This window comes from Pleurocapsa sp. PCC 7319 (assembly GCF_000332195.1).
Lineage (GTDB): Bacteria > Cyanobacteriota > Cyanobacteriia > Cyanobacteriales > Xenococcaceae > Waterburya.
Window position 1 is genome coordinate 4,459,788 of the sequence record NZ_KB235922.1, and the last position, 14,653, is coordinate 4,474,440.

Consider the following 14,653-nt stretch of genomic DNA (forward strand, 5'->3'; position numbering starts at 1 on the left):
GATACCAATACTATCCTCATTAATATTTGACATTTAAGCAAACACTTAATTATTATAAATTTAGTTAAGCAAATACTTAACTATTGTGTTTATATGAGTAGAACTGCTAGTAGTGCTGATGTATTTGCAGCGATCGCCGATCCGACTCGACGGGCAATCCTAGATCTTTTACGTCAGGGAGAACAACCAGTTAAGCAAATTGCCCAACCATTTGCCATGTCTCTTCCTGCTATTTCTCAACATCTAAGTGTGTTGTGTGAAGTAGGACTTATTACCCAAAGAAGAGAAGGAAGGCAGAGATTTTATCGCTTAAATCCAGAACCTTTAAGACAGGTATCTGATTGGGTAAATCATTACCAACAATTCTGGCAAGAAAAACTAGATGTCCTGTGTGACTATTTGGAGGATAATCCATGACAGATCGAGTAAAGCTAAGTGTTTTTTATCCCTATCCACCAGAAAAAGTTTGGCAAGCTCTAACTGACTGTCGTGCTTTGAATATCTGGATGATGAACAATGACTTTGAACCGCGCTTAGGGCATAAATTCAAGTTTGAAAGCAATTCTTTACCAGGCATAACAACCATTATTCACTGTGAAGTGGTGGAATTAAATGAGCCGAAACGTCTTGTCTATACTTGGCAAGATGAGGTGAAGAGCGAACCGTCACTGGTAATTTGGATATTAACTCCAGTTGAAGGAGGAACGCAACTGCAATTAAGGCATCAGCCCACTGGGTATGCGACAACAGTTGTTTCTGGTAAAAGTTTCAATTTTGGACGGATTGGGACTCGCGCCGACCTATTATTCTACGAGCAACCAGTTCCCAACTTCAATAAGCAGATGCCAGATCTGAGTTGGCCTCAATTAGCGACAAAAGATGAACTAAATTCTTTAGTTAGTTATAGAGACTCTAAAGAAGAATGGGATTATCGTCTCAATTACAAGTTACCACAAGCATTACAGCATGACTGCTAATCGGTCATTAATACTCAAAATAAAGCTATGAATCAAGCAAGTCAGTATCTTTTGGCATTAGCAAAACGAAATATACAAGCCTATATTGCCAATCCAGAAGCGAAAGCAGCAATGGTTACAGGCTCTACTGCTACAGGACAAGCAGATATTTATTCCGATGTAGAGATGTTTATTTACTATGATGAGTTACCTAATCTTGACAAGCTACAATCTGCCCGTCAGCAAAATCAAGGTTCAGAACCTATCCGCATTTTGAATGGATACAACGAGGGATTCTTTGGAGAGTTTTATTTTATCGATGGGGTACAATTTCAGATCGGTAATGTAACTATAGCCTTTTGGGAACAGGACATAGCAACGATACTAGAAAAACTTAAAGTAACTTCGACCCTACAAAAAGCTCTTTCGGGAATGCTTGACTGTATTCCTCTATACGGCGAGATGTTAATTCAAGAATGGAAAAGACAGATTGCTAACTATCCAGATGCTCTAGCACGAGCGATGGTAGACAAACATTTAGATTTTTTCCCAATCTGGGCTTTACAAGAACACTTGGCGACAAGAGATACCACACTTTTCCAGCATCAAATACGTTTACAAGTAGGACAAAATATCCTTGGTGTTCTGGCGGGATTAAATCGTTTGTATTACTCAACTTTTCAGTTCAAACGCATGAAACAGTTCATCGAACAGATGAATATTGCTCCCGAAAACTTATATATGCGTCTGGAAAGTCTCTATCATCAAGAACCTCTATCTGTTGCTGACCAACTAAAAGAACTAGTAGCCGAAACTGTAGAGTTGGTTGAATTGTATATGCCAGACATAGATACATCCCAAGTTAGGAAATCGCTCGCTCGTCAAGGGTACATCTGGAAACCAGTAAGCGAGGAAAATAAATAAAAATGTCCAAACAAAAATTTGTTGATACTAATATTCAATCCTGGCAGTACTTAGAGCAATTTCCAGGTACACAAATTCTACCCTTGGCTGAACCAGTACCAGAGGGTTCAATTCATCAGTTGCGGATGAAAAAAGATACTGTTATTCCAGTTCACTATCATCCTTGCGATGAATATGTATACGTTATTGAGGGGATTATTGAGACAGGTGGAAAAGAATGCAAAGCAGGAACTTTTTGGTTTACTCCTGCTAACACTAAAAACGGTTCTCACAAAGCTATTACCGATGTAGAACTTATAACAATTCGCCTTGGTGCAATGGGAGTATTTGAAGGGGAAAGAAAATCTTAGTCATTGGCGATGAAATAGAAAAAATAATGCTACATACAAAAAAGGAGAAAAATGAATGTGGAAATAGATGAGCGGAATTCTCAAGATAGAAATATCAGAAACAGTAGTAGTTTATGGTGATAATTATGAGTTCAAATCAACAATTTCTGCAAAATTTATACGATGCTTTTAATAACCGTGAAATTGAAACAATTATCTCGTTTATGCGCCCGGATGTGAAATGGGCGAACGGAGTGGAAGGCGGTTTTGTTTACGGACGCGACGCAGTGCGCGAATACTGGACTAATCAATTCAAGAATAATGAACTACAGCTATCCGCTTCGCTGAGATAGCTGTTTCCGTCGTTTCAATGCCCCAAGTTGTCTCATGTTTCCACACGAGATAGAGCTTGGCGACTCGGCGACTGTAGAGGCAAGTTCCTTACCCCTGGCGTAATTAAGCATAATCTGGGCTGCTGCTACATCTCTGTCTAATGGCTGTTGGATACCACAATCGCAAACGTGAAATCTTTCGCTTAAATCTTTTTTGCGTTTAATTCCACAACCAGGACAAGTTTGAGATGGAGCAACTTTACGAGTTGGTATCTCAACATAAATACCTCCTGCCTCGGTTACTTTGTACTTAATTAAGTCTTTTAAATTACCTATTCCTACGTCTAAAAGGCTACGATTAAGCCCAGTCTTTTGTTTCTTACGCTTACTACCTTTCTTGGCTTTTTTAGTTAGGTTTTTAAGGTTTAATTTCTCAGTAGCAACGAAGCTATTACCGCTTACTATTTCTGAAGCCACCTTATGTTGCCAATCTTGACGCTGACGAGCCACTTTAGACTGTATTTTAGATACAGTCTTATTAGCCTTTTTCCAACGACGAGACGGCTTAATCCGTTTTTTATAATTGGGTGCGCGTTTTCTCCTACTCTGTTTAGCCAGATGATTAATTTTTCCCTGAGACTGCTTGATAAACCGAGGATTATCAATGATTGTGCCATCGCTGAATGATACTGCGTGGTGAGTTCCAAAGTCTAAACCTACCGCCCCAGTATTCGTTACTGTTCTACTTGGTATACAATCAACCGTAATCGACGCATACCATTTGTCTTGTTTAAACAAGATAGTACAAGTTTTAGGAGTACCCCAATCTTTAGCTTGACCACGCATCTGAATGTTTCCTAAGTTAGATAACTTAAGATAGCCATTCTTACCAGACGTATAAGCCTTCCATCCAGCTTTACAGGGATAAGTCCAGCCTTTATAGCGTCGAGAAGATTTAAATTGCGGATAGCCAGATTTGAGCTTAAAAAAACGTTGAAAGGCATAATCGACGCGCTTAACCGTCGCTTGTAATGCATGACTACCTAATTCTTGATACTCTATCCAGCACTCTTTAAACTTAGGCAAACAATTCTGTTGGTCAAAATAATTTATCGATCTATCAAATTGTTTGTACTGAGTTTTTCTGTGGCTAACGCAAGCGTTATACAAATCCTTGTGCAACCTGCGCCAATAGTGCAACTTCTGGTTTTGAGAAGCTGATGGATAAAGTCTAAAAGCAATTCTTTTAGTAGCCATATTCTTCGACCGCAGACTGGTATTATTAGAGAGTATCAGTTACACCTGTACCCTGTCAATATGCTTATCAGAAAAGGTTCTCATAGTATTTTTAGTGTGAAACTACACTTTGTTTTTGTAACTCACTACCGCAAAAAAGTTTTAACCAAAGCAATGATTACACGATTGGAGCAAATGATTAATCAAGTTGCTAATAAAATGTCTTGTTTGGTTATTTCTTTTGATGGGGAAAGCGACCATATCCATATTTTGCTGGACTTCCATCCAAAAAACTCAATTTCTGCTGTAGTAGGGTCTTTAAAAAGCAGTACAGCCAGAATGTTGAAAAAAGAATTTCCCGACGAAGTAAGAAAACATTATTGGGGAAAAGCTTCTTTTTGGTCGAATTCTTATTACGTGGCATCAACAGGGGGTGCGCCAATAGAGGTTTTAAAGGAATACATTGCAAATCAGAAAACTCCAGAGAAGTAACAAATTTTCGGGGTATTGAACCCCTCAATTTGTGCGCTATCCTTCCCTAATCCACTTCGCTGAGATTAGGGACTGACGCGCTTAATGTTCAACCAGAGCTTGAGACGCTAAAATTTGAGACAGACGAAAATAATCGAAACGTTGTTACCGTTCATCAGGTCATCAAAGATTTACAAGGCAATTTACTTGCGGATGCAACAGTTCAGCAAATCTTTACCATTGAGGATGGTTTGATTAGCCTTTACGAAATTGGCGAAACTGAAACTATCCAAGAAATGATTCAAAAGGCGAGAACCTCTGATAAACAATAGTAATGCTTCGATTATCAGTTTGTGAACCAAGCTGACAACTAACCGATTTCACTCTCAAAAACTGACTTCTAGAACCAAGTTAGAATAAAACTTTTAGCCTTATACAGAGAGCAAATATCAACAAATTATGGCTACTAAAGTAACAATTATCGGTGCTGGTCCTTGTGGAATTCTTCTCGCACATTACCTGTTACGCCGTGGCAATTATCAAATTGATATTTACGATCGCCGCAGCGATCCTAGACTCGTTTCTTTTTCTACCTATAGAACCTATCCTCTAGCTTTGTGCGAAAGAGGTTTGTCTGCTTTAAGAAATATTCCAGGACTAGAAGAAGCAATTAAAGCAGAGGCCATCGCAGTTACAGGACGTGTTGCTCACTTAAATAATGGCAAAAGCCGTTACCTGCCAAGAAGCAAACCTGTATACACCATTGATCGAACTACCTTAGCGATCGCCTTGTTGAATAAGTTGACAGAACAATACGATGATAGCCAGGTCAAGATTAATTTTGACTGTCAATGTACTCGCCTCGATCTTCAAACTAAGACGGCATACTTTGAAAACAAGAGCCAAACAGCATCTAATTTAAAATTTACTGTTGGTTACAATCTGTTAGTTGGTGCCGACGGAGTGCGATCGATAGTCAGAAATTCTCTACTTAATACTAAGCTATTTGAATTAGAGCAAAAATATTTAACTAATGGCTATAAAACCCTTTATCTTCAACCTGATGCTGATAAAGGATACAATTTTCAAGCAGGTCAGCTTTATGCCTGGTCGTTAAAAGATGGCACAAGGTTCTTAGCAGTACCACAACTCAATAAAACCGTTAGTTGTATCCTACAGTTTCCCAAACCTGAAAATTTTCTTACTTCTTTCTCCAGCGTGCAAGAAGTGCTGGCTTTTTTCCAAGAAAACTTTCCCGATATTAGGCAAAATCTATCCGAAGAAGAAGCAAAAGCTTTTTTAGAGAAACCAATTTCTCGGATAATGACAATTCGCTGTAACCCTTACCATTATGATGATAGCGTTTTAATCTTGGGAGATGCTGCTCATGCTGTCTCTCCAAGTCTCGGTCAAGGTTGTAATTCTGCTATGGAAGATGTAGTAATTTTAGAGCGACTTTTGGATAAATATGAAGATAATTGGACAGAAGTTCTGGCTCAGTTTAGTTTATGTCGAATACCAGATGCTCATGCTTTAAGCGAACTTTCTGATTATGCTTTTCCTTTGTCCAAAAGTCTAGTCATAGAATGGCTGTTGCGGCGAAACATTAGTAGAGTAATGCACAAACTATTTCCAGAGTATTTTCCTCTTTACTTTTCCGAACGTGCTGCGGATACAATGGATTCCTATTTAGAAATACTTAATTCAGCACAAGGTTGGATTTCTAAAGTTAAAAGAGAAAACAAAAAGTTTTACGAAAGATTGTAGTTATTGAGTGCTGCAATAAATTATAAACCCAAAACTTATCAAAAACTATAAATTTGATTCGCAGCCGTGAAACTTTACTTCAAGAAAGTAAGACGATCGCTCAAGCTTGGTAAGGTTCTCAATTAATTGTGACCGAAGGACTCGGACACCAAATGATTCTTAGGGACAAACAAGTTATTCAACAAACTGTGAAATTTATCAAAGAACAAAATATCTAAATTACTCATACTTAAACCGCCATGAATCTTCCCGAACCAGGCAAAATACCCTTTATATTCCCATCATCAGATAATACAGAACCAGCAGATAATACAGAACCAGCCTTCAATATTTATTCTCACTTACTGGTAAAAAGAATTATTTTTTTGCGAGACGAACTAACAGAAGAAAAAACTAACGAGATTATTACCAAACCCCCTGCATGATTTTGACTCTTTTGAGTTTATTCAATATTTAGTCAAAAAATAATTATGAAAATTTTAGTCATTGGCGGTACTAATTTTATTGGTCCTTACGTTATTCGCCAATTAATAGAAATGGGACATGAAGTAACAGTATTTAATCGCGGAGAAACAGGAACAAATTTACCAACAGAAGTTAAACGGATAAAAGGCGATCGCCACAAATTATCAGACTTCAAATCGGAATTTGAAAAGTTTGCACCTCAGGTAGTGTTAGACATGATTCCCTACACTACTAAAGATGCTCAGGATGTAGTAGATACTTTCAAAGATATTGCTCAACGAGTTGTAGCTATTAGCTCTGGGGATGTTTATCGTGCCCGTGATATTATCTGGCAAAAAGAGACAGGTATTATCGACTCTACACCTTTAACTGAAGACTCTCCTTTGCGCTCTCAACTTTATCCTTATCGTGGTCTTTCTGACGATCCTTTTGCTCATGATTATGACAAAATTCCCGTCGAGCAAGTGTTGATGAGTACTAGTAATCTACCAGCAACAATTCTCAGACTACCGATGGTTTATGGTGCTGGAGATTATCAACATCGCCTATATCCCTATCTCAAACGCATGGATGATAAGCGTCCGGCCATTGTGTTAGAGGAAAAAATAGCTCATTGGCAAGGTTGTTACGGCTATGTAGAAAACGTAGCATATGCGATCGCCTTAGCTGTCAATGAGGAAAAAGCCCAAGGGCGTATATATAATGTGGCAGAGTTACCAGGTTCAACTGTGGCAGATTTAGTTAAAGCGATCGCCGAAATTGTTGGCTGGCAGGGTGAAGTAGTTATCGTTCCTAAAACCCAGATGCCAAACAGTTGGAAATCTAAGTCAAATTTTGACCAACATTGGATTACAGATTCAACTCGCATTCGTACTGAATTAGGCTATACAGAAATTGTTAGTAGGGACGAAGCACTGAAGCGTACTATTACTTGGGAACGAGAGCATCCCCCCGAAGTGGCTTTAGAAAAAGGACATTCCAAACTATTAGATTACAAAGACGAAAATGTAATTTTGGCTAGCTTAAAGTCATGAATTATTTTCTTCTTCTGTAGGGGTAGTCTAACTATCAAGAACAGTAACTTAGTTCGAAGTAGGCCCACTCCTTTCACGCCACATTTTTGTCCTCTTAAACTTTTAGCATTGTACGTAATAATAGGGCTTTACGAGATTAATAAGTTTTTTGCTGGGATTAAACAAATAAATTAGCTTTTATCTCAAAATAACTTTTATTTGCTAATTCATATTAGACGTAACATATAAAAGTAAACTGCTCTTATAGAAAATAGATTGAACGTTGTCTAATTCATTATTAATTAACTTATCTGTTTTATTTGATAAGCCTACAGGTATTGCTACTTATGCAAAAAACGTTATTCAGAGCTTAATTAGTCTTAATCCAACTTTATTATCGGCTTGGAAACATGAGGCATTTGAGTGCTATTCTATTCCCGACAATATGACCCCTGCTCAGGGAAGTAAAGGACACCTGAAGCGTTTGCTGTGGACACAATTCCAGCTTCCTCAAATATATAAGCATTTAGAAACAGATTTGATTTATGCCCCAATACCAGAAGCACCACTATATAGCAACTGCCGCTATATAGTAATGTGTCACGATTTAATTCCCTTACGTTTTCCCAGTTGGACTTCTCCTCTGACAAACTATTTTCGTTATGTTGTCCCGTTAGTCTTAAAACAAGCAGAACACATTATCTGTAATTCGGAAGCAACAGCCAAAGATATTGTCGATTTTTATGGTATTACTGCCAAAAAGATCACACCGATTTTGTTAGGGTATGATGCTGATAATTTTTATCCCAGAAAAATATCTACCCCTGCTTCTAAAAAGCCTTATTTTTTATATCTTGGTCGTCAAGATCCTTACAAAAATGTGGCAGGATTAATTGGTGCCTTCGCCGCCATACCAAATCAAGATTATCATTTGGCGATCGCCGGCTCTACTGACTCACGTTTTACCCCTAAGTTACAACATCTGGCGCGGGAATTAGGAGTTGCCAAACGGATTCAGTGGTTGAATTATCTTGATTATCAAAAATTACCCTTAATTATCAGCGAGGCGATTGCTCTAGTATTTCCGACTCTTTGGGAAGGTTTTGGACTACCTGTCTTAGAAGCTATGGCTTGCGGTACTCCTGTAATCGCTTCTAATCTAGCTTCTTTACCTGAGATAACGGGCGATGCAGCAATTTTGATCGATCCTTATAATACAGATGCAATTACTAGGGCTATGATAGACATAGCCAAAAATCAAGCAATGCGATCGCAATTAAGTCAATTAAGTATTCAACAGGCACAAAAGTTTAGTTGGGCAAAAACAGGTGCAGCCACTAAACAAGTTTTGAAACAATATCTTTAGTAGCTGTCAGCTAATAGCTATCAGCTATTAGCTATTAGCTATTAGCTTTGATGAATTCCCTGATTCATCTCGATTCATTTTTAGTATTTTGGTAGAATACAAGCATTATACAAGTGATCATAGTTTAAGTTTATTTAGTTAAAAAGTTTGCTATAGGAAGACAGATTCATTGTCTTGGCAACACCAGCTTCACCGACCTCATAATTCATAGTTCATCACCTTATGTATAGTTATGACTGAGCAAGAAAACCGCAAGGCGAGTAATCATTGGCGATCTTCAATCGGCTTTATTGCTGCTGCTGCTGGTTCGGCAGTGGGGCTAGGGAATATTTGGAAATTTCCCTATATTACTGGTCAAAATGGTGGTGGTACTTTTGTTCTATTTTATCTACTGTGTATTGTCATTTTAGGGTTGCCGATTATGGTGGCAGAAGTCATGATCGGTCGCACAACTCAGAGTTCACCAGTGCGAGCTTTTCAGCGATTAAGCGCACCCAACTCTGGATGGCAGGTCGTTGGTATGCTAGGGGTGTTCGCTGGAATTTTAATTTTATCTTTCTACAGTATTGTTGCAGGTTGGGGACTACACTATTTATTTCTCTCTATTGTGGGAGGATTTCCTCAAGGTAATAATCCTCAAGCCTATACCGATTTATTTGACTCTTTGGTGCAATCAGTGAGGTTAAATATCTGGTGGCATAGTCTCTTTATGGGCATAACCATTGTGGTAGTTTTGCGCGGAATTAGAGGTGGTATTGAGAAGTTTGCTAATTGGGGAATGTTAGCCCTATTGATATTACTTGGAGGACTAGCTGTTTACGGTGCTACCCTGCCTGGATTTTTGCCTGCTGTAAAATTTCTCTTTGCTTTTAGCGACAATTTTACTTGGAAATCAGCCTTAGAAGCTTTAGGACACGCTTTCTTCTCATTGTCCCTTGGTATTGGAGTAATGTTAACCTATGGTAGCTATTTGCAGCGTCACGATGATGTTGTTGGTACTTCAATTGCCATTGCGATCGCTGATACTATCGTAGCTATTGGAGCTTGTCTAGTTCTATTCCCCATTGCTTTTAGCGTCGGACTTGAACCTTCTGCGGGACCAGGGTTGATTTTTATTAATATTCCCCTTGCTCTGCTTCAGCTCCCTTGGGGACGAATCGGATTATTGGTATTTTTTGTGTTGCTATTGCTCGCTGCTCTTACCTCTGCGGTATCACTTTTGGAAATGGCAGTATCTTTTTTAATCGATTCATTAGGTTGGTCCAGAACCTTAGCAGCTTCGACAATGGGCGGCTTTATATACTTGCTAGGTATTCCCTCTGCTCTTAGTGGTGGGTCGGGATTTTTTGGTGCAGGTTTAAAGCAGTTGATTGGTATGAGCTGGTTTGATGCGGCAGATTATCTTTCGAGCAACTGGTTACTACCCTTAGGAGGGATTGGTATTAGTCTTTTTATAGGGTGGAGACTGAATCCTCAGCTCAGGACTTTGGAGTTTCAAGATGGTTCCAGATTGGGTTCTAAGTCGGGACTTTATTCAGGGTGGCTTTTAGTTGTGCGTTGGCTATCTCCGATAGTAATTGTTTTGGTAATGCTTTACAATTTAGGGTTTTTTTGAAAACACTCCTATTATTTTTTAGCCACAAGTTCATCAAGATACAGCGATATGCAGAGAAAAGAGAGATTTTACAGTTCTGATCTAGGGGCAATCATAGACTCTATGTCTGTCAACATTGGTCCCCCGCTTAGATCTGGAGCCGCAATATCCAAAACATCAGAAGGACTACCGGGATCGGAACTAATAACTGAATCTATAAATTCAGTTCCATCTTGAACTGCATCGTCATATACTACGGGAAAGTGATCGGAGGGAAAAGCTTGTGTATTAGCATTAGGTAATTGATTTAGTACGGTTCCTCCTTGAGTAATTAAGTCCGCTTCAGTAAACAGATAGTCTAAAGTGGCTACGGGATTTTCTCTGGCATTAAAAGTGAAGTCATCGGGGGGTATGAGATCTTGATCCCATTGATTTAAGTCTTGTCCAGGTCTACTGGGAAATGCTCCCACAATATTGCCAGTTGCCTCATTACCGTTGGCGATATCTCTGTTGAAGTCGCCTAAAACAAATACGTTGTCTAAGTTTTGGGAAAAATCTAAAATGTCATTAAGCGAATCTACTGCATTATTTCCTGTATTAGTACTACTGCCTGACGAAGCATGAACAGAAATGTAAGTACCTTCAGGTGTAGAAACACCAATAAAACCACGCTGATTCGTATTAATCGCGTTATTAGTATTGGCAAAAAGCAAAGGAGTTGTGTTTTCTGACGATGGTGGATCTCTCAAAACTATCGCAGTGCCTAGATCCTCAGAGCCACTAGTGTCATTATAAAATAGTCGATAATTAATACCGTTTCGCTGAAAGTCAAACTGTCTGCCTTCTAAGATAAAGTTATCATTATTGATAGCTGGCTGTTGAAAACTTTCCACTTCCAGAGTTCCTGGTTCCGCTATTTCACCTAAAGCACCTTGTAAGGTGAATCGACTAACTTCTTGAAGTGCCATAACTTCAATTGGTTGTAGACCTTGATCTGGATTCTCCATGATATTAAACACTTCTGCCAAAGTGTTGCTACCACTATTCGTATTGCCATTTATATTCCAAGTTGCAATAGGTCGGAACTCCACCTCTGTTTCTTGCCCATTGACAAGAATTGTATGAGAATCGTTTTGATAAACTAAATCGGAGAAAATATTATTTCCTTTAGCTCCTTGGCTAAATCTCTCAGCATAAGCTGTACCCTCATCAAAAGGTTGGCCATCGAGGGTGGTGGTGTCCTCAGTTCCGTTTAACTGTACATCCCACCAATGCCCAATCTCCTGTTCGATACTACTTTCAATACCTGCTGCATCTAAATCTTCTGAAAGTAAAATTGTCTGACTCTTTTGATCAAAAGCAGCACCATGAGTAATTCCTTGGGCATCGATCAATACCTCAGATGAGACAAATTTTACTTCGGGACGCAATGTCCCATCGGCAAACTTGTTTTGTAGATTGACTAATTTATCCGACGAGCCAAGATTATTCCCAAACACATCAACGAAAAGATCTTGAAATTCTTCGAATGTTGTGAATTCGGTTTCAAGATTTTTGGCGTGGGTATCTAAAACTTCTCGAGCAATTCTAGTACGTTCTTCAAGCTGTATCATAGTTTAAGATCTCCTTTGCTTTAATTTAATCGTAGAGATTCAACATTTGAAAAACATCTGAAAAACGTCTTGAATCGTACCTCAACTAAAGAGATAAATACCCTTCAACTTTCGCTGATAACTAAGTATATTTGCTTTATACCAAAGTCTTGGAATCAAATCGATAATAACTAGTAGACAGTAGTGCACCAAGCAAGTATATAAAATACTACGATTACTTAGGAAAACTAATTAACCTGAACTCAGGTTAATTAGTTTGTTACACAGCTTAGTTTTTTCTGGTCTATCTACTCAGCTGAAGTAAAGTTTTGCGAATTTAGCGATAAGTTACAAACTTAGTTTCCGATAAGACTTTTCTTGTAGACTTAATCGTTAAGTTGAGCTTTAAATTAAATATCTTAGTTTTATGTCAGGTAGCGTAGAAAGATATTCTTCAAGCGATCGAGAAGAGGACAGAGAAATTAGGGAACAAAGACTTCGGGCTTACTGGCGGGCAAATACTGCTCTAATCCGAAACTTATTAATTGTTTGGGCTTTTGTTTCACTTGGTTGCAGTATTTTATTTGTGCCACTACTCAACCATATTAATCTGGGTGCTGTGCCTCTTGGTTTCTGGATGGCACAACAGGGGTCAATTTTTACTTTTGTAATTCTTATTTTTATCTATGCGATCAAGATGGATAAACTCGATCGCAAGTATCGAAAATGAGTTCGGAGTTCGGAGTTAGTAGTTAGTAGTTACAAACAACTATTAGCCATTAGCCATTAGCCATTAGCCATCAGCTATCAACCACTAATCATTATTAACAAACATCATGTCTGTTGAAGCCTGGACTACAACTTTTGTCATTATTTCTTTTATTCTCTATTTATATATAGGTTGGCGATCGCGAGTAAAGGATAGTAAGGGATTTTTTGTTGCCGATCGGGGTGTTCCCGCGATCGCTAATGGAGCTGCAACGGCTGCTGATTGGATGTCGGCAGCTTCTTTTATTTCGATGGCGGGGATTATCTCTTTTTTGGGCTATGATGGCTCGATGTATTTGATGGGTTGGACTGGCGGTTTTGTTCTCCTGGCTTTGTTACTAGCCCCTTATCTACGTAAGTTTGGGAAATATACTGTTCCCGATTTTGTGGGCGATCGCTATTATTCTGTTTGGGCAAGATTAGTGGCAGTAGTAGCGGCTATTTTTGTCTCTCTTACCTATGTAGCGGGTCAAATGCGTGGAGTAGGCATTGTCTTTAGCCGTTTTTTACAAGTCGATATTAGTACCGGTGTGATCATCGGCATGGTAATTGTGGCATTTTTTGCTGTGCTGGGAGGAATGAAAGGGATTACTTGGACACAAGTAGCCCAATACACTGTTTTGATTTTTGCCTATCTAATTCCCGCTATTGCGATCGCTTTGATTTTGACAGGAAATCCTCTTCCTCAGTTGGCATTTGGTTTTAGCGATATTATTGATAAACTCAATCAGGTTCAATTAGATTTGGGTTTTGCTGAATATACTCAGCCCTTTGTGAATAAATCCATGTTGGATGTCCTGTTTATTACCATTGCCTTGATGGTGGGAACTGCGGGACTTCCTCATGTAATTGTCCGCTTTTATACTGTGCCGACAACCCGTGCTGCGCGTTATTCGGCTGGTTGGGCATTACTATTTATTGCGATTCTTTATACTACAGCCCCTGCGGTATCTGCTTTTGCCCGTTACAACTTAATCGATAGTTTGCATAATAAAACGATTGCCGAAGTTCAACAACTAGATTGGGCAAGCAAATGGGAAAATACAGGTTTATTAGGATTTGAAGATAAAAATGGTGACGGTAGAATCGCCCTAACTCCAGAAGAGTCAACCAGCGAAATTACGATCGACCGCGATATCATTGTTCTTTCTACCCCAGAAGTAGCGAACCTGGCACCTTGGGTAATTGCCTTAGTGGCTGCGGGGGGGTTAGCTGCGGCTTTATCTACTGCCTCAGGTTTATTGCTAGTAATCTCCAGTTCTATCGCCCATGATGTTTACTATCGGATTATTAATCCCCAAGCTTCCGAATCTCAAAGGGTGATGGTCGGTAGAATTATGGTCGGATTTGCGATCGCGATCGCTGGTTATTTTGGTATTAATCCTCCTGGTTTCGTGGCAGAGGTGGTTGCTTTTGCTTTTGGATTAGCTGCTGCTAGTTTCTTTCCCGTTATTATTTTGGGTATTTTTGATAAACGTACCAATCGGGAAGGGGCAATTTCAGGAATGGTAGTTGGTTTGGCTTTTACCACCTTTTACATTATCGGTGTCAAATTTTATGGTATGTCTACTTGGTTTTTAGGCATATCTCCTGAAGGTATTGGCACATTGGGAATGGTAATTAACTTTATCGTGACCTATACTGTCTCTCGCCTTACTCCACCACCGCCTCTAGCCGTTCAAGAAATGGTGGAACACTTGCGATCGCCAGAACTAGATGGACCTCCACTTTCCGATCTGGGAGAAGAACAGTTGGATTAATTAGAGTTAGCTGAAAAAGCCTAAATATATTCGGCTTTCCCAGAATTTTGGGAGATAAATAGGTGAGTTTATCTAAACTG

Annotated in this window: 15 protein-coding genes; 13 read left to right on the forward strand and 2 right to left on the reverse strand. The window is 39.1% G+C overall.

Annotation, left to right across the window (positions count from 1 at the left end; all coding sequences use genetic code 11):
- Window positions 1-93 precede the first annotated feature (93 nt).
- From PLEUR7319_RS0124405 to PLEUR7319_RS36570, 5 genes are all read left to right on the forward strand, one after another.
- Entirely contained in the window at window positions 94-417 is a 324-nt protein-coding gene (locus tag PLEUR7319_RS0124405; RefSeq protein ID WP_019507851.1) for a helix-turn-helix transcriptional regulator, read from the forward strand.
- On the forward strand, window positions 414-977 hold the full coding sequence (locus PLEUR7319_RS0124410) for an SRPBCC domain-containing protein (RefSeq protein WP_019507852.1): 564 nt from the start codon (window positions 414-416) through the stop codon (window positions 975-977). The genes PLEUR7319_RS0124405 and PLEUR7319_RS0124410 overlap by 4 nt, the downstream gene beginning before the upstream one ends.
- Window positions 978-1,004: 27 nt before the next feature.
- The gene (locus PLEUR7319_RS0124415; protein WP_019507853.1) at window positions 1,005-1,880 is read left to right on the forward strand and encodes a hypothetical protein; all 876 of its coding nucleotides are present in this window, start codon (window positions 1,005-1,007) and stop codon (window positions 1,878-1,880) included.
- A gap of 2 nt (window positions 1,881-1,882) precedes the next feature.
- Complete coding sequence (locus tag PLEUR7319_RS0124420) at window positions 1,883-2,230, forward strand: cupin domain-containing protein (RefSeq protein WP_019507854.1); 348 nt, start codon at window positions 1,883-1,885, stop codon at window positions 2,228-2,230.
- A 125-nt stretch (window positions 2,231-2,355) separates the two neighbouring features.
- On the forward strand, window positions 2,356-2,562 hold the full coding sequence (locus PLEUR7319_RS36570) for a nuclear transport factor 2 family protein (RefSeq protein ID WP_237743614.1): 207 nt from the start codon (window positions 2,356-2,358) through the stop codon (window positions 2,560-2,562).
- Here PLEUR7319_RS36570 and PLEUR7319_RS0124430 read toward each other — a convergent pair.
- The gene (locus tag PLEUR7319_RS0124430; RefSeq protein WP_019507856.1) at window positions 2,542-3,798 is read right to left on the reverse strand and encodes an RNA-guided endonuclease TnpB family protein; all 1,257 of its coding nucleotides are present in this window, start codon (window positions 3,796-3,798) and stop codon (window positions 2,542-2,544) included. The genes PLEUR7319_RS36570 and PLEUR7319_RS0124430 overlap by 21 nt on opposite strands.
- Window positions 3,799-3,858: 60 nt before the next feature.
- Between PLEUR7319_RS0124430 and tnpA the strand changes: the two genes are divergently transcribed.
- The 6 genes from tnpA (at window position 3,859) to PLEUR7319_RS0124460 (ending at window position 10,474) form a co-directional block, all read left to right on the forward strand.
- Entirely contained in the window at window positions 3,859-4,269 is a 411-nt protein-coding gene (gene tnpA, locus PLEUR7319_RS0124435; RefSeq protein ID WP_019507857.1) for an IS200/IS605 family transposase, read from the forward strand.
- Window positions 4,270-4,707: 438 nt separating this feature from the next.
- A complete protein-coding gene (locus tag PLEUR7319_RS0124440) occupies window positions 4,708-6,015 on the forward strand; it encodes an NAD(P)/FAD-dependent oxidoreductase (RefSeq protein WP_019507858.1) in 1,308 nt (435 codons plus the stop codon).
- A gap of 239 nt (window positions 6,016-6,254) precedes the next feature.
- On the forward strand, window positions 6,255-6,440 hold the full coding sequence (locus PLEUR7319_RS0124445) for a hypothetical protein (protein ID WP_019507859.1): 186 nt from the start codon (window positions 6,255-6,257) through the stop codon (window positions 6,438-6,440).
- 45 nt (window positions 6,441-6,485) lie between these two features.
- Complete coding sequence (locus PLEUR7319_RS0124450) at window positions 6,486-7,514, forward strand: NAD-dependent epimerase/dehydratase family protein (RefSeq protein ID WP_019507860.1); 1,029 nt, start codon at window positions 6,486-6,488, stop codon at window positions 7,512-7,514.
- A gap of 262 nt (window positions 7,515-7,776) precedes the next feature.
- Complete coding sequence (locus PLEUR7319_RS0124455) at window positions 7,777-8,859, forward strand: glycosyltransferase family 1 protein (protein WP_019507861.1); 1,083 nt, start codon at window positions 7,777-7,779, stop codon at window positions 8,857-8,859.
- A gap of 232 nt (window positions 8,860-9,091) precedes the next feature.
- Window positions 9,092-10,474 (forward strand): sodium-dependent transporter, encoded by a 1,383-nt coding sequence (locus PLEUR7319_RS0124460; RefSeq protein ID WP_019507862.1) that lies wholly within the window; start codon window positions 9,092-9,094, stop codon window positions 10,472-10,474.
- A gap of 68 nt (window positions 10,475-10,542) precedes the next feature.
- Here PLEUR7319_RS0124460 and PLEUR7319_RS0124465 read toward each other — a convergent pair whose 3' ends face one another.
- On the reverse strand, window positions 10,543-12,066 hold the full coding sequence (locus PLEUR7319_RS0124465; protein WP_019507863.1) for an endonuclease/exonuclease/phosphatase family protein: 1,524 nt from the start codon (window positions 12,064-12,066) through the stop codon (window positions 10,543-10,545).
- A 406-nt stretch (window positions 12,067-12,472) separates the two neighbouring features.
- Between PLEUR7319_RS0124465 and PLEUR7319_RS0124470 the strand changes: the two genes are divergently transcribed.
- Complete coding sequence (locus tag PLEUR7319_RS0124470; RefSeq protein ID WP_019507864.1) at window positions 12,473-12,775, forward strand: DUF4212 domain-containing protein; 303 nt, start codon at window positions 12,473-12,475, stop codon at window positions 12,773-12,775.
- Between the two features lie 106 nt (window positions 12,776-12,881).
- Entirely contained in the window at window positions 12,882-14,573 is a 1,692-nt protein-coding gene (locus PLEUR7319_RS0124475) for a sodium:solute symporter family protein (protein ID WP_019507865.1), read from the forward strand.
- Window positions 14,574-14,653 lie beyond the last annotated feature (80 nt).

What these genes read in the sequence shown, in the direction of transcription:
- PLEUR7319_RS0124405 (WP_019507851.1), top strand. Translation starts at nt 94, where the DNA reads ATGAGTAGAACTGCTAGTAGTGCTGATGTATTTGCAGCGATCGCCGAT.
- PLEUR7319_RS0124410 (WP_019507852.1), top strand. Translation starts at nt 414, where the DNA reads ATGACAGATCGAGTAAAGCTAAGTGTTTTTTATCCCTATCCACCAGAA.
- PLEUR7319_RS0124415 (WP_019507853.1), top strand. Translation starts at nt 1,005, where the DNA reads ATGAATCAAGCAAGTCAGTATCTTTTGGCATTAGCAAAACGAAATATA.
- PLEUR7319_RS0124420 (WP_019507854.1), top strand. Translation starts at nt 1,883, where the DNA reads ATGTCCAAACAAAAATTTGTTGATACTAATATTCAATCCTGGCAGTAC.
- PLEUR7319_RS36570 (WP_237743614.1), top strand. Translation starts at nt 2,356, where the DNA reads ATGAGTTCAAATCAACAATTTCTGCAAAATTTATACGATGCTTTTAAT.
- PLEUR7319_RS0124430 (WP_019507856.1), bottom strand. Translation starts at nt 3,798, where the DNA reads ATGGCTACTAAAAGAATTGCTTTTAGACTTTATCCATCAGCTTCTCAA.
- tnpA (WP_019507857.1), top strand. Translation starts at nt 3,859, where the DNA reads ATGCTTATCAGAAAAGGTTCTCATAGTATTTTTAGTGTGAAACTACAC.
- PLEUR7319_RS0124440 (WP_019507858.1), top strand. Translation starts at nt 4,708, where the DNA reads ATGGCTACTAAAGTAACAATTATCGGTGCTGGTCCTTGTGGAATTCTT.
- PLEUR7319_RS0124445 (WP_019507859.1), top strand. Translation starts at nt 6,255, where the DNA reads ATGAATCTTCCCGAACCAGGCAAAATACCCTTTATATTCCCATCATCA.
- PLEUR7319_RS0124450 (WP_019507860.1), top strand. Translation starts at nt 6,486, where the DNA reads ATGAAAATTTTAGTCATTGGCGGTACTAATTTTATTGGTCCTTACGTT.
- PLEUR7319_RS0124460 (WP_019507862.1), top strand. Translation starts at nt 9,092, where the DNA reads ATGACTGAGCAAGAAAACCGCAAGGCGAGTAATCATTGGCGATCTTCA.
- PLEUR7319_RS0124465 (WP_019507863.1), bottom strand. Translation starts at nt 12,066, where the DNA reads ATGATACAGCTTGAAGAACGTACTAGAATTGCTCGAGAAGTTTTAGAT.
- PLEUR7319_RS0124470 (WP_019507864.1), top strand. Translation starts at nt 12,473, where the DNA reads ATGTCAGGTAGCGTAGAAAGATATTCTTCAAGCGATCGAGAAGAGGAC.
- PLEUR7319_RS0124475 (WP_019507865.1), top strand. Translation starts at nt 12,882, where the DNA reads ATGTCTGTTGAAGCCTGGACTACAACTTTTGTCATTATTTCTTTTATT.